Consider the following 19142-nt stretch of genomic DNA (forward strand, 5'->3'; position numbering starts at 1 on the left):
GCCGCCTGGCGGCCGGCAAGGCATCAGCCCAGTGCTGCCACCAGCTCCGGCACCACGGTGTTCAGGTCGCCTACCAGGCCGTAGTCGGCCACGGAGAAGATCGGGGCTTCGGCATCCTTGTTGATCGCAACGATCACCTTGGAGTCCTTCATGCCGGCCAGGTGTTGGATCGCGCCGGAGATACCGACGGCGATATACAGCTGCGGCGCGACGATCTTGCCGGTCTGGCCGACCTGGTAGTCGTTCGGCACGAAGCCCGCGTCCACCGCGGCGCGCGAGGCACCCAGCGCGGCGCCCAGCTTGTCGGCCAGCGGCGTCAGCACCTTGGTGTAGTTCTCGCCCGAACCCACGCCACGGCCACCCGAGACGATGATCTTGGCGGCGGTCAGTTCCGGACGGTCGCTCTTGGCCACTTCGCGCGAAACAAACTGCGAAACGCCTGCGTCGGCCACGGCCGGCAGGGTCTCGACGGCAGCCGAGCCACCTTCGGCGGCGGCGGCGTCAAAGGCGGTGCCGCGCACGGTGATGACCTTGATCTTGTCTTCCGACTTGACCGTGGCGATGGCGTTGCCGGCGTAGATCGGGCGCTCGAACGTGTCCGGGGCGTCGACCTTGGAGATTTCCGAGATCTGGGCCACGTCCAGCTTGGCAGCCACGCGCGGCAGGATGTTCTTGCCGTACGGGGTGGCCGGAGCCAGGATATGCGAGTAGTCGTTGGCGATGGCCAGCGCCTGCTCGGCCACGTTCTCGGCCAGGCCGTCACCGAAGTACGGGGCGTCGGCCAGCAGGACCTTGGTCACGCCGGCGATCTTGGCGGCCGCATCGGCCGCGGCCTTGGCGTTGGCACCAGCCACCAGCACGTGCACGTCGCCGCCGCACTGGGCAGCGGCAGTCACGGTGTTCAGCGTGGCGGCCTTGATGGATTGATTGTCGTGTTCAGCAATGACGAGTGCAGTCATGTTATTTCTCCCCCGCGCTCAGATAACCTTGGCTTCGTTCTTCAGCTTCTGCACCAGCGTCGCAACGTCCGGCACCATCACACCCGCGCTGCGCTTGGCAGGCTCGACCACCTTCAGGGTCGACAGGCGCGGCTTGACGTCGACGCCGAGGTCTTCCGGCTTGACGATATCGAGCTGCTTCTTCTTGGCCTTCATGATGTTCGGCAGCGTCACGTAGCGCGGCTCGTTCAGGCGCAGGTCGGTCGTCACCACGGCCGGCAGCTTGAGCGACAGCGTTTCCAGGCCGCCATCGACTTCACGCGTCACCGAGGCCTTGCCGTCGGCAACCACCACCTTGGAGGCGAACGTGGCTTGCGGCAGGCCAGCCAGCGCGGCCACCATCTGGCCGGTCTGGTTGGAGTCGTCGTCGATGGCCTGCTTGCCCAGGATCACCAGTTGCGGCTGTTCCTTGTCGATCAGCGCCTTCAGCAGCTTGGCCACGGCCAGCGGTTGCAGGTCTTCGTTCGATTCCACCAGGATGCCCCGGTCGGCACCGATGGCCATCGCGGTGCGCAGGGTTTCCTGGCACTGCGTGACACCGCACGAGACGGCGATCACTTCGGTGACAACACCGGCTTCCTTCAGGCGCACGGCCTCTTCCACGGCGATTTCGTCGAAGGGGTTCATGCTCATCTTCACGTTGGCCAGATCGACGCCGCTGCCGTCCGCCTTGACGCGGACTTTGACGTTGTAATCCACCACCCGCTTGACTGCGACGAGTACTTTCATGCGCTCACTCCACTGATAGCTGATAGTCAGAAATTTTGTTCGCTCGTCATTATAACCACCGGGTTGGCGGCTCTCCTGTTTTTCGAACGATCGTACTATTTTATCGGCAAAATGATGCCGGGCATAGCCCGGCAGATCCCAGCCGTCCGACGATTGTGCCGCAAACCGGGGCTTGCGGGCATAGTCTGATTGGATGAAACCCTCAAAGTGACGTCGGATTACCAGGCGGTAATGACCGAGTCCTTGAAGGTCGATGTGACGTATTGCTTGATTTCCGGCGAGTGATAAGCCTTCACCAGCTTGGCCACCCAGGGCTTGCTCTTGTCAGCCTCGCGGATCGCGATCAGGTTGGCGTACGGACCCTTCGGGCCTTCGATGGCGATGGCATCCTTGACGGGCGACAGGCCGGCCGATTCCGCGTAGTTGCCGTTGATGGCGGCGGCATCCAGGTCATCCAGCGAGCGCGGCAGCTGCGCGGCGTCCAGCTCGACGATGCGGATCTTCTTCGGGTTCTCGACGATGTCCAGCGGCGTGGCCTTCAGGCCGGCGTTAGGCTTGAGCTTGATCACGCCCTTGCTCTGCAGCAGCAACAGGCCGCGCCCGCCGTTGGTGGGATCGTTGGGCACGCCCACGCGCGCACCCTGCTTGAGCTGGTCGAGCGACTTGATCTTCTTCGAGTACACGCCCATCGGGAACGTCACCGTATAGGCGATATGCGTGAACTTGTAGCCGCGGTCCTTGATCTGGGCTTCCAGGTACGGCAGGTGCTGGTAGCTGTTGGCGTCCAGGTCGCCGGCGGCCAGCGCGGCGTTGGGCTGGATGTAGTCGCTGAACTCGACCACGTGGATGTTCAGGCCGTCCTTGGCGGCGACCTTCTTCACCTGTTCCATGATCTGGGCGTGCGGGCCGCCGGTCACGCCGATCTTGATCGGCTTTTCCTGGGCGACGGCGCCCGTTGCCAGCGTTGCGCCGATCGCGGCGCCGAGAATCCATTGCAGCAGGTTGCGACGTTGCATGATATGCGTTCCTGTTTCAGAAAATAATTGACTTGGCGTTGACGGATTAGCGGTGGCTGATACGGCGGACAAGCCAGTCGCCGAAGCTCTGCACGGCCTGCACGAACACGATCAGGATCACCACCACCGCCACCATGACCTCGGTGATATAGCGCTGGTAGCCGTAGCGGATGCCCAGGTCGCCCAGACCGCCGCCGCCGATCGCGCCGGCCATGGCCGAATAGCCGACCAGGCTGACAAAGGTGATGGTCAGGCCGGCGACGATGCCGGGCATGGCCTCGGGCAGCAGCACCTTCCACACGATCTGGCGGGTGGTGGCGCCCATCGACTGAGCGGCCTCGACCAGGCCCTTGTCGACCTCGCGCAGCGCGCTTTCCACCAGGCGCGCGATAAACGGGATCGCCGCGATGGTCAGCGGCACGATCGCCGCGGTGGTGCCGATCGACGACCCGACGATAAAGCGCGTGAACGGGATCACCACCACCAGCAGGATGATGAACGGGATCGAGCGCACGGCGTTGACCACCACGCCGATGCCGCGGTTGAACAGCGGGTGCGACAGCACGCCGCCACGGTTGGTCAGGTGCAACAGCACGCCCAGCGGCACGCCCAGCAGCGAGCCGACCACGCCCGAGATCGCCACCATCAGCAGGGTCTCGTTGAACGAGGTCAGGAACAGGTCAAACATTTCAGACCACATGCTCGAACTCCTCCACCACGACGCCTTGCGCCTGCAGGTATTCCATCGCCGCCTTCACGTCGGCCAGTTCGCCCGTGGCCATGATCGCCAGCGAGCCGAAAGCCTGGCCCTGGATCTCGTCGATATGGCCGTGCAGGATATTGAAGTCCAGCCCGTAGCGGCGGATCGCCTGGGCCAGCACCGGCTGGTCCACGCCCTCGCCGGTGAAGGCCAGGCGGTAGACATGGTCGCGCCCGTTGCCGAGCCGGCTCTCCACGCGCTTGAGCACGCTGGCCGGCAGTTCCTGCGAGATGACGTCGCCGATCATGGCGCGGGTGACGTCGTGCTGCGGGCGCAGGAATACGTCGATCACGCGCCCGGTCTCCACCACCTGGCCGGCTTCAAGCACGGCCACGCGGTCGCAGACCTGCTTGATGACTTCCATCTGGTGCGTGATCATCACGATGGTCAGGCCCAGGTCGCGGTTGATCTGCTTGAGCAGTTCCAGGATGGAGCGGGTGGTTTCCGGGTCCAGCGCGGAAGTGGCCTCGTCCGAGAGCAGCACCTTGGGCTTGCTGGCCAGGGCGCGCGCAATGCCCACGCGCTGCTTCTGCCCGCCGCTGATCTGCGCCGGATAGCGGCCCTTCAGCGCCGACAGGCCCACCAGGTCCAGCAGCGGCAGCACCGTCGCGGCAATCTCAGCCTTGGGCTTGCCGGCCAGTTCCAGCGGCAGCGCCACGTTCTCATACACCGTGCGCGACGACAGCAGGTTGAAGTGCTGGAAGATCATGCCGATCTCGCGGCGTGCCAGGCGCAGCGCGCCCGTGTCCAGCGCGGTCAGCTCCTGGCCCGCGACGATCACGCGGCCGCTCGAGGGCCGGTTCAACAGGTTGATGGCGCGTACCAGCGTGCTCTTGCCGGCGCCGCTGCGGCCGATAATGCCGAAGACCTCGCCCGCCGCTATCGACAGGCTGACGTCCCGCAATGCATGCACGTCGCCAGACGCGCCCGGGAAGCGCTGCGACAGTCCTTGCAGTTCGATCATGGAAAGGTGACCAAAAGAAAAACGGCAACAGGCGAGGGATCTCCAGCGCTGTTGCCGCTCGTTATTTTTCTGAAGCGCGTATTTTATGCGATTCGCTTCATACCATAAACGACTTTTTACCGATGTCTTTATACGTTCCCGGCATATAAGGGGCAAGAAAGTCGATTATGAGCCACGCCAGGACGGCGAACGCTTGTCAATGAAGGCCTGCACCCCCTCCAGCGCCGACTCGTCCATCATGTTGCAGGCCATGGTCTGGCCGGCCAGCTGGTAGGCGGCCTCGATGCCCATTTCCAGCTGGCGGTAGAACAGACACTTGCCGGCGGCCACCGCGGCGGCCGGCTTGGCGCAGATGCTGGCGGCCAGGCGCGCCACCTCTTCGTCGAGCTGGCCAGCGGGCACCACCCGGTTCACCAGCCCGCGCTCACGGGCGGTTTCGGCGTCGATCATGTCGCCGGTCAGCAGCATCTCCATCGCCTGCTTGCGGTGCAGGTTGCGCGACAACGCCACCCCGGGCGTCGAGCAGAACAGGCCCAGGTTGACGCCGGACACCGCAAAGCGCGCATCGTCGGCGGCCACCGCAAGGTCGCACATGGCCACCAGCTGGCAGCCCGCCGCCGTGGCAATGCCCTGCACGCGCGCAAGCACCGGCTGCGGCATCTTCTGGATCGCCATCATCATGCGCGTGCAGCGGTCGAACAGGCGCCGGTAGTAGTCGTGCGACGGAGAGGCCCGCATCTCGCGCAGGTCGTGCCCGGCGCAGAAGGCCTTGCCGGCGCCGGCCAGCACCACCACGCGCACGGTATGGTCCGACGCCAGCCGGCCGAGGGCTTCGGTCAGCGCGTCGAGCAGCCCTTCTGACAGTGCATTGAACGCCTGCGGCCGATTCATGGTCAGCCGCACCACGCCCGCGGTGTCGCGCGATTCGGTCAGCAGCGGCGCGTCCACGCGCGCATCGGTCTCGGCCATGGCCATGCTCTCCTATCGTTCCAGCAGCACCTTCAGGTGCGCCAGCACGCTGCGGCCCAGCGCGCTCAGGTTGTAGCCCCCTTCCAGGCAGCTGACGATGCGGCCCTGCGCATGGGCGCGCGCAACGTCCACCAGCTGGCCGGTGATCCAGGCGTAGTCCTGCTCCACCAGGCCCATCTGGCCCAGGTCGTCCTCGCGGTGCGCGTCAAAGCCGGCGGAGATAAACAGCATCTGCGGGCGGAACTCATTGAGCCGCGGCAGCCAGATGGTCTCGACCACTTCGCGCACGGCCATGCCGTTGGTATAGGCCGGCAGCGGTATGTTGACCATATTGGGCGCGAGATGCTCGGTGCCGCTGTACGGATAGAACGGGTGCTGGAAAATGCTGCACATCATCACCTGCTCGTCGCCGCGGAATGCCGCTTCGGTGCCATTGCCGTGGTGCACGTCGAAATCGATGATGGCCACGCGCTCCAGCCCGTGCGCCCGCAGCGCGTGGCGCGCGGCGATGGCGACGTTGTTGTAGAAGCAGAAGCCCATCGCGCGGTCGGGCTCGGCGTGGTGGCCGGGCGGGCGCACGCAGCAGAACGCGTTTTCGAACTCGCCGGCGATCACCGCATCGGTGGCCGCCACCGCCGCGCCCGCGGCCAGCGTGGCGGCGGCAAGCGTGTGCGAGTTCATCGAGGTATCCGGATCGATCGCGTGATAGCCGCTGGCCGGGCTGGCGCGCTCGAGTGAATCGACATAGTCGGGCCGGTGCACGCGCTCAAGCTGCTCGCGCGTGGCGGGCGGGGCTTCGCGGCGCTCCAGCAGCCCGTCCAGGCCGTGCGAAATCAGGTGATCCTCGATCGCCTGAAGGCGTTCCGGGCACTCCGGATGGAAATGCCCCATCTCGTGCCGCTGGAACTCGGGGTGCGTGTAATAGCCTGTCGGCATCTCTTATCGTCGCGATGTTGTCTCCAATCGCTACGTTAGCACACGCCAGCCCAAGCCACCCAGCGGCGCCGGCGCGCCATCTCGTGACGGCTTGCCGGCAGTTGCCGCAGTGGCATCCGCTATACTCGGTGCGACTTGCAAAGGACATCATGACCGACACCCAGCGCTCACTGCGACGCCCCCTGCTGGGCGCCGCGCTTTCCGCTGCCGCACTCGGACTCTGCGGCCTCTCCCCCAGCCTGCTCGCCGCGGGCAAGCGCCGCGTCAGCATGCGCGAGGAAGAGATCGAACCCGGCCGCTACCGCGACAATCCGCAGACCCGCGCATTTATCGACGAGATGGTCGCCCGCCACCGCCTTGACCGTGGCATGCTGCAGGAGTGGTTTGGCCAGGCGGTCTATTCCGCCACCGTGGTGCGTCTGATCATGCCGCCCGCCACCACCGGCCGCAAAAGCTGGCGCACCTACCGCTCGCGCTTTATCGAGCCGATCCGCATCAACGCGGGCGTGCGCTTCTGGCAGGACAACCGCGACACGCTGCGCCGCGCCGAAGCCGAGTTCGGCGTGCCGGCATCGGTCATCGTCGGCATCATCGGCGTGGAAACCATCTATGGCCGCGACATGGGCACCTTCCGCGTGCTCGATTCGCTGTCCACGCTCGCCTTCGACTACCCGGACACGCCCAACCGCGAAGCCCGCACCACGCTGTTCCGCAACCAGCTGGCCGACTACCTGCTGTGGTGCCGCGACACCCGCACCGACGTGTACTCGGTGCTGGGCTCCTTCGCGGGCGCGATCGGCATCCCGCAGTTCATGCCGACCAGCCTGCGCGAATACGCCATCGACTACGACAACAACGGCCGCATCGACCTGCGCAACAGCCCTACCGACGCCATCGGCAGTGTCGCGCGCTTCCTGCAGCTGCACGGCTGGGAGCCGGGCCGCCCGGTGGTGTGGCGCATTGCCGGCGACGCCGGCAGCCTGGGTATCGCCACCGCCGCGGCCGACGGTGAGCCGTGGCCCACGCGCACGCTCAACCAGCTGACCCGCGCCGGCCTGCGCGTGGACGAGCCGATCGACCCCGCGCGCGAAGGCGAGACTGGCGTGCTGGTGGTGGACTTGCCCACCCCCGACCAGCCGACCGAGTACCTGCTCGGCCTGCGCAACTTCTACGTGCTGACGCGCTACAACCGCAGCTTCTTCTATGCGCTGGCGGTGTACCAGCTGGGCGAGGCGGTCAAGGCGGCGATGGGCTGACGCCAGCTGCCCGCCAAAGCAAGAAAGGCCTCGCATTTGCGAGGCCTTTCTTGTTGGCACCGGTTCAGGTCACGCCGGGAACACGCCGGTCGACAGGTAGCGGTCGCCGCGGTCGCACACCACGAACACGATGGTGGCGTTCTCCACTTCCTCGGCAATGCGCAGCGCCACGCAGAGCGCGCCCGCGGCCGAAATGCCGCAGAAGATGCCCTCTTCGGACGCCATGCGCCGCGCCATGTGCTCGGCATCGCCCTGGCTCACCGGCTCGGTGCGGTCGATGTAGCTGGCATCGTAGATCTTGGGCAGATACGCCTCGGGCCACTTGCGGATGCCCGGGATGCGCGAGCCTTCGGCCGGCTGCGCGCCGATGACCTGGATCTCCGGGTTCTGTTCCTTCAGGTAGCGCGACACGCCGGTAATGGTGCCGGTGGTGCCCATCGCCGAAACGAAGTGGGTGATGCGGCCGTCGGTATCGCGCCAGATCTCCGGCCCGGTGCCCTCGTAGTGCGCCTGCGGGTTGTCCGGGTTGGCGAACTGGTCGAGGATCACGCCCTTGCCATCGCGCTCCATCGAATCCGCCAGGTCGCGGGCGTACTCCATGCCGCCCTTGACCGGGGTCAGGATGATCTCGGCACCGTAGGCCGCCATGCTCTGGCGGCGTTCGAGGCTCAGGTCCTCGGGCATGATCAGCACCATCTTGTAGCCGCGGATGGCGGCCGCCATGGCCAGCGCGATGCCGGTATTGCCGGAAGTCGCCTCGATCAGGGTGTCGCCCGGCTTGATGCGCCCGCGCGCCTCGGCCCGGGCGATCATCGACACCGCGGGGCGGTCCTTGACCGAACCGGCCGGGTTGTTGCCTTCGAGCTTGCCGAGGATCACATTGCCGCGCGCGTCGTTGGCGGCACCGGGGATGCGCTGCAGTCTGACCAGCGGCGTATTGCCGATGGTGTCTTCAATTGTCTTGTAGGCCATGGAGCGAGGGGTCGCGAAAGGGGGTCGCAAACGGGGGATTCCAATTCGCCGGCCATTGTAATCCAGACACCTATCCCTCGCCGGCAGGCGGGATTTACGCTGCCACCCGCCCGCCTGCGCCCATCCTGCCCTGGCTCAGCCCTCTTCGTGGTTGCCTTCGCCCAACAGGTGGTACAGCAGGATGCAGCCGAAGGTGGCAGTCCCGATGCCGCCCAGCGTCATGCCGCCCAGTTTCAGCGTCAGGTCGCCGGCGGCCACCGTCAGCGTGGCGCCAACCGTGATCAGGTTGCGCGAGCTGGAGAAGTCCACCTTGTTCTGCACCCAGATCCGGCCCGCCGTCGCCGCGATCAGGCCGAACACGACGATGGTCAGCCCGCCGATCACCGGACCCGGGATGGTCAGGATCAGCGCACCGAACTTGGGCGAGAAGCCCAGCAGGATGGCCACCGCGGCCGCGACCACGAAGATCAGCGTCGAGTAGATCTTGGTGACCGCCATCACGCCCATGTTCTCGGCATAAGTGGTCACGCCGGTGCCGCCGCCGCTGGCCGACAGCATGGTCGCGATGCCGTCGCCGATGAAGGCACGGCCGATATACGGGTCCAGGTTGCGCCCGGTCATCACGCCGATGGCCTTGATATGGCCCAGGTTCTCCGCCACCAGCACAATCGCCACCGGGGCGATCAGCAGCATGGCGCTGAGCTCGAAGGTCGGCGCCGTGAACGCCGGCAGCCCGAACCAGCTGGCCGCTGCCACGCTGGAGAAGTCGATCGGCTTGCCCAGCCCCATCATATTGGTGCCCAGGTAGTAGGCGAGGTAGCCGGCCAGGCCGCCGATCAGCACCGGCAGGCGCCCGATCATGCCGGGCGCACGCACCGCCACCAGCCCCACGGCCACCACCGTCAGCAGGCCCACCCAGGTATCGAGGGCCGCCCCGCTGACCGCCTTGACCGCTACCGGGGCCAGGTTCAGCCCGATCGCCGCGACGATGGCGCCGGTCACCACCGGCGGCATCAGCTTTTCGACCCAGGCGTAGCCCACCGCCTGCACGATCAGGCCGATCACCGTGTACAGCGCGCCGGCGGCGATGATGCCGCCCAGTGCCACCGGGATATTGAGGTTGGGGCCGCTGCCCGCGTAGCCGGTGGCGGCGATCACCACGGCGATGAAGGCGAAGCTGGAGCCAAGATAGCTCGGCACCCGCCCGCGCACGCACAGGAAGAAGATCAGCGTGCCGATGCCGGAAAACAGGATGGCGATATTCGGGTTGAAACCCATCAGGATCGGTGCAATGGCGGTCGAGCCGAACATCGCCACCACGTGCTGGATGCCGGCCAGCAGCGTCTGCCCGGCGGGCAGCCGCTCATCCGGCCCGATCACACCTTCGGTCTTGAGCCGCCACTGCGGCAGGAATCCCGCGTCCTCGCCATTCGCCATATTGTTCTGCTCCCTGTGGTCCGGGCTGGCCGCCTGGTCGGCGGCCGCCGCGTTTGTGCCTGGTTGTTTGGTAGATGCGTGCCTGTCGGCAGTCACGCGCGGCAGATCCTGCCGGCGCGGCGTCCGCATGATACTCCGCCGCCACGGGGCGTGCGAAGCGGCAAGGGTCTAGCACAACCCATACCAGCAAGGAGAGCGCCCGGCCACGCGGCAGCCGGGCGCCAGCCCCTGCGCCTGCTAGCGCGCCGGCTTGGTGGCCGCCGCGGGCGCTGCCTTGGCGGCCTTGGCCGGGGCCGCTGCTGCGGCTCCCTTCGGGCCAATGGCGAGGCCAGCGTCCTGCAGCTTCGCCACGGACTTCGGCCCGATGCCGCTGACGCGCTCGGCCAGGTCCGCGGCGTCCTTGTAGGGCCCACGCTTGTTGCGTTCGTCGATGATGTTGCGGGCGGTGGCGGCTCCCACGCCCTTGACCGAGGTCAGCGCCGCCTCGTCCGCCGTGTTGACATCGATGGCGGCATGCGCGGCACCGCCTGCGAACAGGCAGATGGTTGCAGCAAGGAATACCAGGGAAAAACGCCGGGCAAGTTGCCGGACCCAATGCTTGAACATGAAGGCTCTCCTTTCCTGTGGATGGTCTGAGGTACCACCCCCGCCGGGGCGGCGAGGTCAGGTCAGGATAGGGGCGGGCCGCAGCGGCGGCCCATGCGGCAACAAAAGTTGACACCGGCCGCACGAAAGCGTGTCGGCCGGCTGCGCGCCGATTGTCAGCCGGCGCGTTCGATCAGCCAGCGGCAGTAGCGCGCCACGCCTTCCTCGACGCTCAGGAACGGCTCGCTGTAGCCGGCGCTGCGCAGCTTCGACACATCCGACTGCGTAAAGCACTGGTACTTGCCGCGCAGCGCATCGGGGAACTTGACGTACTCGAGCAGGCCTTCCTGCACCAGTTCATCGAGCGACAGGCGCGGCTTGCCTTCGGCCTCGCGCAGGGTGTTGACCACGGTGGCGGCGATGTCGTTGAACGGCTGCGCGCGGCCGGTGCCGAGATTGAAGATGCCGGACTTGTCCGGATGGTCGAAGAAGTGCAGGTTGACCTTGACCACGTCCTCGACCGAGATAAAGTCGCGGCTCTGCATGCCGGGGGCATAGCCACCGTACTCGCCGAACAGCTTCACCGTGCCGTCGGCGCGGAACTGGTTGAAGTTGTGGAAGGCGACCGAGGCCATGCGGCCCTTGTGCGTTTCACGCGGGCCGTACACGTTGAAGTAGCGGAAGCCCACGATCTGCGACAGCGCCGACGGCAGCCGGCGCCGCACGATCTGGTCGAACAGGAACTTGGAGTAGCCGTACACGTTCAGCGGGCGCTCAAACTCGCGGTCTTCGCGGAACACCTGCGAAGCACCGTAGGTAGCCGCCGACGACGCATACAGGAACTGCGTGCCCTGTTCCAGGCAGCTCTCCATCAGCGACAGCGTGTAACGGTAGTTGTTCTCCATCATGTAACGGCCGTCGGTCTCCATGGTGTCGGAGCACGCGCCCTCATGGAATACCGCCCGCACCTTGCCGAACTCGCCGCGGGCAAAGCGCGCGAGGAAGTCCTGCTTGTCCAGGTAGTCGGAGATCTCGCAGTCGACCAGGTTGTGGAACTTGTCGGCACGGGTCAGGTTGTCGACAGCGATGACGTTGGTCTCGCCGCGGTCGTTCAGGCCTTTGACGAGGTTGCTGCCGATAAAGCCAGCGGCGCCGGTGACGATGATGGTCATGGTCGGATCAGGATGGGGGCGCCACGCCTCACGGGGCGGCGCCGAACAATTCAGAATAAGAGACGACGGCGGTACCAAGCTTGCCCACCACGATGGCGCCGGCACGATTGGCATGCTGCACGGCTTCCTTGAGCGGCACGCCGGCACCCAGCATGGTGGCGAGCGTGGCGATCACGGTATCGCCCGCACCCGATACATCATAGACCTCGCGCGCCTGGGCGGAGACGTGCAGCACCTCGGCCTCGGTGTAGAGCGTCATGCCCTCTTCCGAGCGCGTCAGCAACAGCGCCTCCAGCTGCAGCCCGCGGCGCAGGTTCTGCGCGCGGATGGTCAGGTCGGCCTCGGTCTTCCAGGCGCCGACCACGGCACGCATCTCGGCCCGGTTGGGGGTGATCAGGGTGGCGCCGCGGTAGCGCGAGTAGTCGTCGCCCTTGGGATCGATCAGCACCTTGCGCCCGGCCGCGCGGCTGGCGTCGATCATGCGCGTGACGTGGGTCAGACCGCCTTTGCCGTAATCGGACAGCACCAGCACCTGGTAGTCGTTGATCAGGGCCAGGAAGCGGTCCTGTACCGCGGCCAGCACTTCATGCGCCGGCGCGCTCTCGAAATCCACGCGCAGCAACTGCTGCTGGTGCGCCACCACGCGCAGCTTGATGGTGGTGTTGAGCTTGGGATCGCGGTGCAGGTAGGGCTGCACATGGCTCTCGCCCAGCAGCGCTTCAAGCGTGCGGGCCGGCTCGTCGTCGCCGACCACGCCCAGCATGCCCACGCGTGCGCCCAGTGCCGCGGCATTGCGGGCCACGTTGGCGGCGCCGCCCAGGCGCTCGTCGCTGCGCTTGACCTGGACCACCGGCACCGGTGCTTCCGGCGAGATGCGCTCCACATCGCCGAACCAGTAGCGGTCCAGCATCATGTCGCCGACCACCAGGATATGGGACTGCCGGATCTGCTCCTGCGGAATGACGGTCTTGTTCATGAAGATCCTTGGCAATATCGCGCCGGCCGCGGCCGCCGCGTTAGCTTATCGGTTGATGAGTCCGTTGACCCGCCGGCGCCTCATTCGTTCACGGCCTGCCGGGTCGGGCGGCCGATGGCGTGGTACTCCACGCCGGTCTCGACCATGGCCTCAGGCTCATACAGGTTGCGCCCGTCGAAGACCACCGGGGCCTTCAGGCGCCGCTTGATCTGACCGAAGTCTGGGCTGCGGAACACCTTCCATTCAGTCACGATCACCAGCGCGTCGGCGCCGTCCAGCGCATCCATCTGGTTCTCGTGGAAACTCACGCGCGCGGCGCCGCCCGGCAGGTCGGCCAGGTCGGCATCCAGCACGCGCCGGGCTTCGGCCATCGACACCGGGTCGTGCATGCGCAGCGACGCGCCGCGCGACACCAGTTCGCGTGCCAGCACCCGCGACGGTGCCTCGCGCATGTCGTCGGTGTTGGGCTTGAAGGCCAGGCCCCACACCGCAAAGGTGCGGCCAGTCAGGTCATCGCCGAAGCGGCGCACGACCTTGTCGCCCAGCACGCGCTTCTGTGCGCCGTTGACCGATTCCACCGCTTCCAGCACGCGCATCGGCTTGCCATGGTCGGCGGCGGTGCGCATCAGCGCCTGCACGTCCTTGGGGAAGCATGAACCGCCATAGCCGGCGCCGGCATACAGGAAGCTGTAGCCGATGCGCGGGTCCGATCCGATGCCCATGCGCACCAGTTCGATATCGGCGCCGACCTCGTCGGCCAGGTTGGCCAGCTCGTTCATGAACGAGATGCGCGTGGCCAGCATCGAATTGGCGGCGTATTTGGTGAACTCGGCCGAGCGCACGTCCATGTAGAAGGTGCGCTCGTGGTGCCGGTTGAACGGCGCGTAAAGCTGGCGCATGGTGGCCTGCGCGTGGCGGCCGGCGACGTCGGCGTTGCAGCCCAGCACGATGCGGTCCGGGCGCATGAAGTCCTCGACCGCGGCGCCCTCCTTCAGGAACTCGGGGTTCGACACCACCGAGAACTGCAGGTCTTCCAGGCTGCGCGCGGCCAGCTCCGCGCGGATCGTGGCGGCCACGCGGTCGCCGGTGCCAACCGGCACGGTGGACTTGTCGACCACGACCTTGAAGCCGGTCATATGGCGGCCGATATTGCGCGCCGCCGCCAACACGTACTTCAGGTCGGCAGAGCCGTCTTCGTCCGGGGGCGTGCCCACGGCGATGAACTGCACGTCGGCGTGCTCGACGCTGGCCGCCACGTCGGTGGAAAAGGTCAGCCGCCCGGCGGCCCGGTTGCGCTGGATCAGCTCCTGCAGGCCCGGCTCGTAGATCGGCACCCCGCCTGCGTTAAGCAGCGCGATCTTCTGCTCGTCCAGGTCCAGGCAGAACACGTCGTTGCCAAGTTCCGCCAGGCAGGCGCCGGTGACAAGGCCGACATAGCCGCTGCCGATGATCGTGACTTTCATAGCGTCAATTCAATTCTGTTGCACAGGCCGCCCGGGATCAGCCGAGCGTCTCGGAACGCCGCGGGGCGTAGGTTTCCCAGCGGTTGCATCCCGGGCATTGCCAATAGAAAAGCCGGGCGCGGAAGCCGCACTCGCGGCAGGTGTAGCGCGCGAGGTTGCGCGTGCGCAGCTGCAGCAGGTCACGGATGGCCGTGGTTTCCTGCGCTTGCTCGCCGTTGCCGTCGGCGCCCTCGGCACCCTCTGCCGGGGCATCGGCACCCGCCGGCTGCGCGGACGGGGCGCCGGCCGTGACCACCGCCGCCTGCGCCTCGAAATACTTGGTCAGCGCCAGCAGCGTGGGCTGGCGGCGCAGCTGTTCGCGCATCAGGCGCGCGGCGGCTTCCGGGCCATTCACTTCCAGCTCTGCCTTGTAGGCGGTATCGAGCACCTCCGGCGCCAGCTTGCCCTTGAGCAGGCCGCGCAGCCATTCCAGTGCGGCGCCCTCCTCCTGCAGGCTGGCGTAGGCCTTGACCACGCGGTCCGCCACCAGCGGCAGGAAGGATGCATCCTGCCGTTCGATGCCAAGCCAGTGGCCAAGCGCCGCGCGGGCATCGCCCGCCGCCGCGGCCACGTCGCCCAACAGGATCGGGGCACGCACGTTGGCAGGATTCTCGGCAACGGCCTGGTTCAGCCACTTCACCGCATCTTCGGGGCGCTTGCGCTGCAGCGCGTCCTGCGCCAGCTCGCAGCAGAACTGGGCAATCTGCAGGCTGTAGCTGGTCTGCTCCAGCGTCTGCAGCTCGCGCGCAGCCTCGATCGCCTTCTGCCACTCCTTTTCCACTTCATAGAGCTCAAGCAGCACGCGCTTGGCCGACGCCGCGTAGGGGCCCGACATCAGCCGGCGCAGCGATTCCTCGGCGCGGTCCAGCAGGCCGGCGCGCAGGAAGTCCTCGCCCAGTTCAAACAAGGCATGCTCACGCTCGGGCTCGGGCAGGTCGGGGCGGGTCGCCAGGTTCTGGTGCACGCGGATGGCACGCTCGGTTTCGCCGCGGCGGCGGAACAGCGCGCCCAGCGCGAAGTGCAGCTCGGTGGTTTCCGGGTCCAGCCGCGCGACCTCGATAAAGGCGTCGATGGCCTTGTCGGGTTGCTCGTTGAGCAGGAAGTTGAGGCCCTTGAAATACGAGCGCGGCAAGGCGCCCTGCTCGCTGATCAGCTGGCGCACATCGAAGCGCGCCGCCATCCAGCCAAGGCCAAAGACAAGTGGCAGCGCCAGCAGCCACCAGGTTTCAAACATCATGGATCAGACCTTCGGGCCGACTACGTTATAGGGAACAGGTTTGCCGTCGCGCGGCGCGGCGGCGGCTGCCGACGTTGGCGACGGCGGCGATGCCGCTGACGCGCTCGCCTGCGCGCCGGCATCGGCCAGGGCGCGGCGCAGCCGGGCAAGCTCCATGCGCTGGCGCATCAGGTTGGGCGCGATCGATGCCAGTGCCGCGACCGCGCCGAGCACGAAGGCCGCGAACAGGATCAGGATCAGCGGGGCATGCCAGACGGCGTTGAAGAACAGCTGCAGCGAGGCTTCGGCGGTATTGCGCAGCGCCAGCACGAACAGCAGCACGAATACGACGATGCGGACGATCCAGGCGAACAGTTTCATGCGGTTGGCAGCGTTTCAGCGTGACGTGGAAGCGGCACCGGCGCACTCGCGCGAGGTCCGGCAAAGACCCCGGCATTGTAACGGATACGCTTCACCTATTCGGTAACCGGGCCGTAATGCGGCCCGGGCTGCGGCCCGGCGCCAGACGCCGGCAAGCCGCTTGCGCACGATGCGCCACCCGTCTCGGTGCGCACGCAAGGCCGGCAGCAATAAAAAAAGCGCCCCTAAGGGGGCGCTTTTTTCAACCACACAAGCAGCAGGCAAAACCCGGCAATCAGGAAGAGCGGACAAAATTCAGCCCACCCTCGTGCAATCCCGCCGCTGCGGCGGGAGCGCTGCCCTGGCCTACCTTGCCCGGCACGGCCTGGGCCGTGCCGGCGGCATGACCGTTGCCATTGGCGCCCGGAGGCGCCGGCTGGCTGCGGTCAACCCGTTCGCGCAATTCCTTGCCCGCCTTGAAGTGCGGCACCCGTTTTTCGGGCACCAGCACACGCTCGCCGGACTTGGGATTGCGCCCCACGCGAGGCGGACGCTTGTTCAGACCAAAACTGCCGAATCCGCGAATCTCGATGCGGTGGCCATCGGCCAACGCCTCCGACATCGCGTCGAGTATCGTTTTGACCGAGATGTCCGCGTCCCGCAGCAGCAGCTGGGGGAAGCGGGCAGCCAGTTTTTCGACGAGCTCCGACTTGGTCATGGGCATACGCGCAAGCGCGGGGGCCTGCGATTACTGGTTGTCCTGGCCGAGCTTGGCCTTCAGCAGGGCGCCGAGGTTGGTCGTGCCAGCCGTGCCAGTGTCAGCCTGGAACTTCTGCATCGCTTCTTGCTGCTCTGCGCTGTCCTTGGCCTTGATCGACAGGTTGATGTTGCGCGACTTGCGGTCGACGTTCACCACCAGGGCGGTGATCTGCTCGCCTTCCTTCAGCACGTTGCGGGCGTCTTCCACGCGGTCAGCGGAGATTTCCGAAGCACGCAGGTAGCCTTCCACATCGTCAGCCAGCTGGACCACGGCGCCCTTGGCGTCAACCGCCTTGATGGTGCCCTGAACCAGCGAACCCTTGTCGTTGGCCGAGATGAAGTTGTTGAACGGATCGCCCGACAGCTGCTTGATGCCCAGCGAGATGCGTTCCTTGTCGACGTCGATGCCCAGAACCACGGCTTCGACTTCGTCGCCCTTCTTGTACTTGCGAACGGCTTCTTCGCCAGTCTCTTGCCACGACAGGTCCGACAGGTGCACCAGGCCGTCGATGCCGCCCGGCAGGCCGATGAACACGCCGAAGTCGGTGATCGACTTGATCTGGCCGGCCAGCTTGTCGCCCTTCTTGTGGTTACGCGAGAAATCGTCCCACGGATTGGCCTTGCACTGCTTCATGCCCAGGCTGATACGACGCTTGTCTTCGTCGATATCCAGCACCATGACTTCGACTTCGTCGCCCAGCTGGACAACCTTGGACGGGGCAACGTTCTTGTTGGTCCAGTCCATTTCCGACACGTGCACCAGGCCTTCGATGCCGGCTTCGATCTCGACGAACGCGCCGTAGTCGGTCAGGTTGGTCACCTTGCCGAACAGGCGGGTGCCTTGCGGGTAGCGACGCGAGATGCCGACCCACGGATCTTCGCCCAGCTGCTTCACGCCCAGCGAGACGCGGTTCTTTTCCTGGTCGAACTTGAGGATCTTGGCGGTGATTTCCTGGCCAACCGACAGCACTTCGCTCGGGTGGCGGACACGGCGCCAGGCCAGGTCGGTGATGTGCAGCAGGCCGTCAATGCCACCCAGATCCACGAACGCGCCGTAGTCGGTGATATTCTTGACGATACCGTTGACGATGGCGCCTTCCTTCAGGGTTTCCATCAGCTTCTGGCGCTCTTCGCCCAGGGTCGCTTCGACCACGGCGCGGCGCGACAGCACCACGTTGTTGCGCTTGCGATCCAGCTTGATGACCTTGAATTCCAGGGTCTTGCCTTCGTACGGGGTGGTGTCCTTGATCGGGCGCACGTCAACCAGCGAACCCGGCAGGAACGCGCGGATGCCGTTGACCATCACCGTCAGGCCGCCCTTGACCTTGCCGGTCACGGTACCCGAGATGATCTCGCCGTCTTCCAGCGCCTTCTCGAGGTTCAGCCACGATGCCAGGCGCTTGGCCTTGTCGCGGGAGAGGATGGTGTCGCCATAGCCGTTCTCGAGCGCATCGATGGCCACGGAGACGTAGTCGCCGGCCTGCACTTCGAGTTCGCCCTGGTCGTTCAGGAACTCCTCCACCGGCACGAATGCCTCGGACTTGAGGCCGGCATTGACGACCACGAAATTGTGGTCGATGCGCACGACTTCAGCGGAGATCACTTCGCCAGCCTTCATATTGGAGCGGGCGACGGATTCCTCGAACAGTGCGGCAAAGGATTCGTTAGTTTGCAGGTCGGACATAAACGTAAGGTGAAATCCGCAATACGCTGGCCGGCGCGACTATCGCGCTCAGTCTGCCAGTGCAGCGGGGTCAGGTTTGACACAAGCCAGCCACAAGTCTTGCCCGGGCTGGCGCCATCTGGTGCCGTCGGGGTACGCCGCTTCTACTGATGCGCCCGCATGCATCTCATGCATCGGGCCGCACAGCGGCAAACCACTCCAGCACCTGCGCCACTGCCTGGTCCACCGTCATATCGGAGGTATCCAGCAGCTTTGCATCCTCGGCGGGACGAAGCGGCGCGGCGGTGCGGGTGCGATCCCGTACATCGCGCGCTTCAAGGTCACGCAAAAGGTCTTCAATATTAGCAGAAATTCCCTTATCAATCAATTGTTTATAGCGCCTGCGAGCGCGCGCCTCAACACTTGCGGTCAGGAACACCTTGAGCGGCGCATCCGGGAAGATCACGGTGCCCATGTCGCGGCCGTCGGCGACCAGCCCGGGCAGCTTGCGGAAGCTGCGCTGCAGCTGGGTCAGCGCATCGCGCACCGGCTGGTGCACGGCGATGGCCGAGGCCCGGTTGCCGATCGCCTCGGCACGGATTGCCAGGCTGACTTCCTCGCCTTGCAGCCAGACGCGGTCAGGGCCGAACTTCACATCGAGGCGGGAAGCGATCTTTGCAAGCGCGTCCACGTCCGCCAGGTCAATCCCGGCGCGGTCGCTGGCCAGCGCCACGAGCCGGTACAGGGCGCCGCTGTCGAGCAGGTGAAAGCCCACGGCGTCCGCAACCTTGTGCGCGACAGTGCCCTTGCCCGAGGCAGTCGGCCCGTCAATGGCGATGACGTTGACGATAGTCATTGTTTATAAAGCCAAA

The 19142-nt window shown here is 66.1% G+C and carries 19 protein-coding genes; 1 reads left to right on the forward strand and 18 read right to left on the reverse strand.

The window, feature by feature from the left end:
• Positions 1–23 precede the first annotated feature (23 nt).
• The 7 genes from AC3WRI_RS04950 to AC3WRI_RS04980 all read right to left on the reverse strand — a co-directional run bounded on the left by AC3WRI_RS04950 (position 24) and on the right by AC3WRI_RS04980 (position 6372).
• The gene (locus AC3WRI_RS04950) at positions 24–959 is read right to left on the reverse strand and encodes an electron transfer flavoprotein subunit alpha/FixB family protein (RefSeq protein WP_010812937.1); all 936 of its coding nucleotides are present in this window, start codon (positions 957–959) and stop codon (positions 24–26) included.
• A gap of 18 nt (positions 960–977) precedes the next feature.
• A complete protein-coding gene (locus AC3WRI_RS04955) occupies positions 978–1727 on the reverse strand; it encodes an electron transfer flavoprotein subunit beta/FixA family protein (RefSeq protein WP_010812938.1) in 750 nt (249 codons plus the stop codon).
• A gap of 218 nt (positions 1728–1945) precedes the next feature.
• Positions 1946–2743: a MetQ/NlpA family ABC transporter substrate-binding protein gene (locus AC3WRI_RS04960; RefSeq protein WP_011614706.1), complete on the reverse strand. Its 798-nt coding sequence runs from the start codon at positions 2741–2743 to the stop codon at positions 1946–1948.
• Positions 2744–2789: 46 nt separating this feature from the next.
• A complete protein-coding gene (locus tag AC3WRI_RS04965) occupies positions 2790–3443 on the reverse strand; it encodes a methionine ABC transporter permease (RefSeq protein WP_011614705.1) in 654 nt (217 codons plus the stop codon).
• Positions 3433–4467 carry a methionine ABC transporter ATP-binding protein gene (locus tag AC3WRI_RS04970; RefSeq protein ID WP_010812941.1) on the reverse strand — a complete coding sequence of 345 codons (1035 nt, stop codon included), beginning with the start codon at positions 4465–4467 and terminating at the stop codon, positions 3433–3435. Before AC3WRI_RS04970 ends, AC3WRI_RS04965 begins: the two co-directional genes overlap by 11 nt.
• Positions 4468–4632: 165 nt before the next feature.
• Entirely contained in the window at positions 4633–5436 is an 804-nt protein-coding gene (locus AC3WRI_RS04975; RefSeq protein ID WP_174549455.1) for an enoyl-CoA hydratase, read from the reverse strand.
• Between the two features lie 12 nt (positions 5437–5448).
• Positions 5449–6372, reverse strand: coding sequence for a histone deacetylase family protein (locus AC3WRI_RS04980; protein ID WP_010812943.1), 924 nt, complete (start codon positions 6370–6372; stop codon positions 5449–5451).
• A gap of 149 nt (positions 6373–6521) precedes the next feature.
• On the opposite strand from AC3WRI_RS04980, the gene mltB reads away from it, so the two are divergent.
• Positions 6522–7628, forward strand: a complete 1107-nt coding sequence (gene mltB, locus AC3WRI_RS04985; RefSeq protein ID WP_010812944.1) for a lytic murein transglycosylase B — start codon at positions 6522–6524, stop codon at positions 7626–7628.
• 69 nt (positions 7629–7697) lie between these two features.
• Here the strand turns inward: mltB and cysM are convergent, their stop codons facing one another.
• The 11 genes from cysM to cmk all read right to left on the reverse strand — a co-directional run bounded on the left by cysM (position 7698) and on the right by cmk (position 19126).
• On the reverse strand, positions 7698–8600 hold the full coding sequence (cysM, locus tag AC3WRI_RS04990; RefSeq protein WP_010812945.1) for a cysteine synthase CysM: 903 nt from the start codon (positions 8598–8600) through the stop codon (positions 7698–7700).
• Positions 8601–8735: 135 nt separating this feature from the next.
• Complete coding sequence (locus AC3WRI_RS04995; RefSeq protein ID WP_010812946.1) at positions 8736–10037, reverse strand: solute carrier family 23 protein; 1302 nt, start codon at positions 10035–10037, stop codon at positions 8736–8738.
• 237 nt (positions 10038–10274) lie between these two features.
• Positions 10275–10643: a ComEA family DNA-binding protein gene (locus AC3WRI_RS05000; protein WP_010812947.1), complete on the reverse strand. Its 369-nt coding sequence runs from the start codon at positions 10641–10643 to the stop codon at positions 10275–10277.
• Between the two features lie 155 nt (positions 10644–10798).
• Positions 10799–11794 (reverse strand): ADP-glyceromanno-heptose 6-epimerase, encoded by a 996-nt coding sequence (gene rfaD / locus AC3WRI_RS05005; RefSeq protein ID WP_010812948.1) that lies wholly within the window; start codon positions 11792–11794, stop codon positions 10799–10801.
• A gap of 28 nt (positions 11795–11822) precedes the next feature.
• Positions 11823–12770 (reverse strand): D-glycero-beta-D-manno-heptose-7-phosphate kinase, encoded by a 948-nt coding sequence (rfaE1, locus tag AC3WRI_RS05010; RefSeq protein ID WP_010812949.1) that lies wholly within the window; start codon positions 12768–12770, stop codon positions 11823–11825.
• 80 nt (positions 12771–12850) lie between these two features.
• A complete protein-coding gene (locus AC3WRI_RS05015; protein WP_010812950.1) occupies positions 12851–14233 on the reverse strand; it encodes a UDP-glucose dehydrogenase family protein in 1383 nt (460 codons plus the stop codon).
• 37 nt (positions 14234–14270) lie between these two features.
• Entirely contained in the window at positions 14271–15509 is a 1239-nt protein-coding gene (lapB, locus tag AC3WRI_RS05020; RefSeq protein WP_010812951.1) for a lipopolysaccharide assembly protein LapB, read from the reverse strand.
• Positions 15510–15512: 3 nt separating this feature from the next.
• Positions 15513–15869, reverse strand: coding sequence for a LapA family protein (locus tag AC3WRI_RS05025; protein WP_010812952.1), 357 nt, complete (start codon positions 15867–15869; stop codon positions 15513–15515).
• A gap of 274 nt (positions 15870–16143) precedes the next feature.
• Entirely contained in the window at positions 16144–16566 is a 423-nt protein-coding gene (locus AC3WRI_RS05030; protein ID WP_010812953.1) for an integration host factor subunit beta, read from the reverse strand.
• Between the two features lie 30 nt (positions 16567–16596).
• Positions 16597–18291: a 30S ribosomal protein S1 gene (rpsA, locus tag AC3WRI_RS05035; protein WP_010812954.1), complete on the reverse strand. Its 1695-nt coding sequence runs from the start codon at positions 18289–18291 to the stop codon at positions 16597–16599.
• 166 nt (positions 18292–18457) lie between these two features.
• Entirely contained in the window at positions 18458–19126 is a 669-nt protein-coding gene (cmk, locus tag AC3WRI_RS05040) for a (d)CMP kinase (protein WP_010812955.1), read from the reverse strand.
• Positions 19127–19142: the final 16 nt, after the last annotated feature.

The organism is Cupriavidus sp. FW305-27, assembly GCF_058787995.1.

Coding starts and splice junctions, on each gene's coding strand:
- AC3WRI_RS04955 (WP_010812938.1), bottom strand. CDS start 1,727: ATGAAAGTACTCGTCGCAGTCAAGCGGGTGGTGGATTACAACGTCAAA.
- AC3WRI_RS05025 (WP_010812952.1), bottom strand. CDS start 15,869: ATGAAACTGTTCGCCTGGATCGTCCGCATCGTCGTATTCGTGCTGCTG.
- AC3WRI_RS04975 (WP_174549455.1), bottom strand. CDS start 5,436: ATGGCCGAGACCGATGCGCGCGTGGACGCGCCGCTGCTGACCGAATCG.
- rfaE1 (WP_010812949.1), bottom strand. CDS start 12,770: ATGAACAAGACCGTCATTCCGCAGGAGCAGATCCGGCAGTCCCATATC.
- cmk (WP_010812955.1), bottom strand. CDS start 19,126: ATGACTATCGTCAACGTCATCGCCATTGACGGGCCGACTGCCTCGGGC.
- AC3WRI_RS04950 (WP_010812937.1), bottom strand. CDS start 959: ATGACTGCACTCGTCATTGCTGAACACGACAATCAATCCATCAAGGCC.
- lapB (WP_010812951.1), bottom strand. CDS start 15,509: ATGATGTTTGAAACCTGGTGGCTGCTGGCGCTGCCACTTGTCTTTGGC.
- AC3WRI_RS04960 (WP_011614706.1), bottom strand. CDS start 2,743: ATGCAACGTCGCAACCTGCTGCAATGGATTCTCGGCGCCGCGATCGGC.
- AC3WRI_RS04995 (WP_010812946.1), bottom strand. CDS start 10,037: ATGGCGAATGGCGAGGACGCGGGATTCCTGCCGCAGTGGCGGCTCAAG.
- mltB (WP_010812944.1), top strand. CDS start 6,522: ATGACCGACACCCAGCGCTCACTGCGACGCCCCCTGCTGGGCGCCGCG.
- rpsA (WP_010812954.1), bottom strand. CDS start 18,291: ATGTCCGACCTGCAAACTAACGAATCCTTTGCCGCACTGTTCGAGGAA.
- AC3WRI_RS05030 (WP_010812953.1), bottom strand. CDS start 16,566: ATGACCAAGTCGGAGCTCGTCGAAAAACTGGCTGCCCGCTTCCCCCAG.
- cysM (WP_010812945.1), bottom strand. CDS start 8,600: ATGGCCTACAAGACAATTGAAGACACCATCGGCAATACGCCGCTGGTC.
- AC3WRI_RS05015 (WP_010812950.1), bottom strand. CDS start 14,233: ATGAAAGTCACGATCATCGGCAGCGGCTATGTCGGCCTTGTCACCGGC.
- AC3WRI_RS04970 (WP_010812941.1), bottom strand. CDS start 4,467: ATGATCGAACTGCAAGGACTGTCGCAGCGCTTCCCGGGCGCGTCTGGC.
- AC3WRI_RS04980 (WP_010812943.1), bottom strand. CDS start 6,372: ATGCCGACAGGCTATTACACGCACCCCGAGTTCCAGCGGCACGAGATG.
- AC3WRI_RS05000 (WP_010812947.1), bottom strand. CDS start 10,643: ATGTTCAAGCATTGGGTCCGGCAACTTGCCCGGCGTTTTTCCCTGGTA.
- rfaD (WP_010812948.1), bottom strand. CDS start 11,794: ATGACCATCATCGTCACCGGCGCCGCTGGCTTTATCGGCAGCAACCTC.
- AC3WRI_RS04965 (WP_011614705.1), bottom strand. CDS start 3,443: ATGTGGTCTGAAATGTTTGACCTGTTCCTGACCTCGTTCAACGAGACC.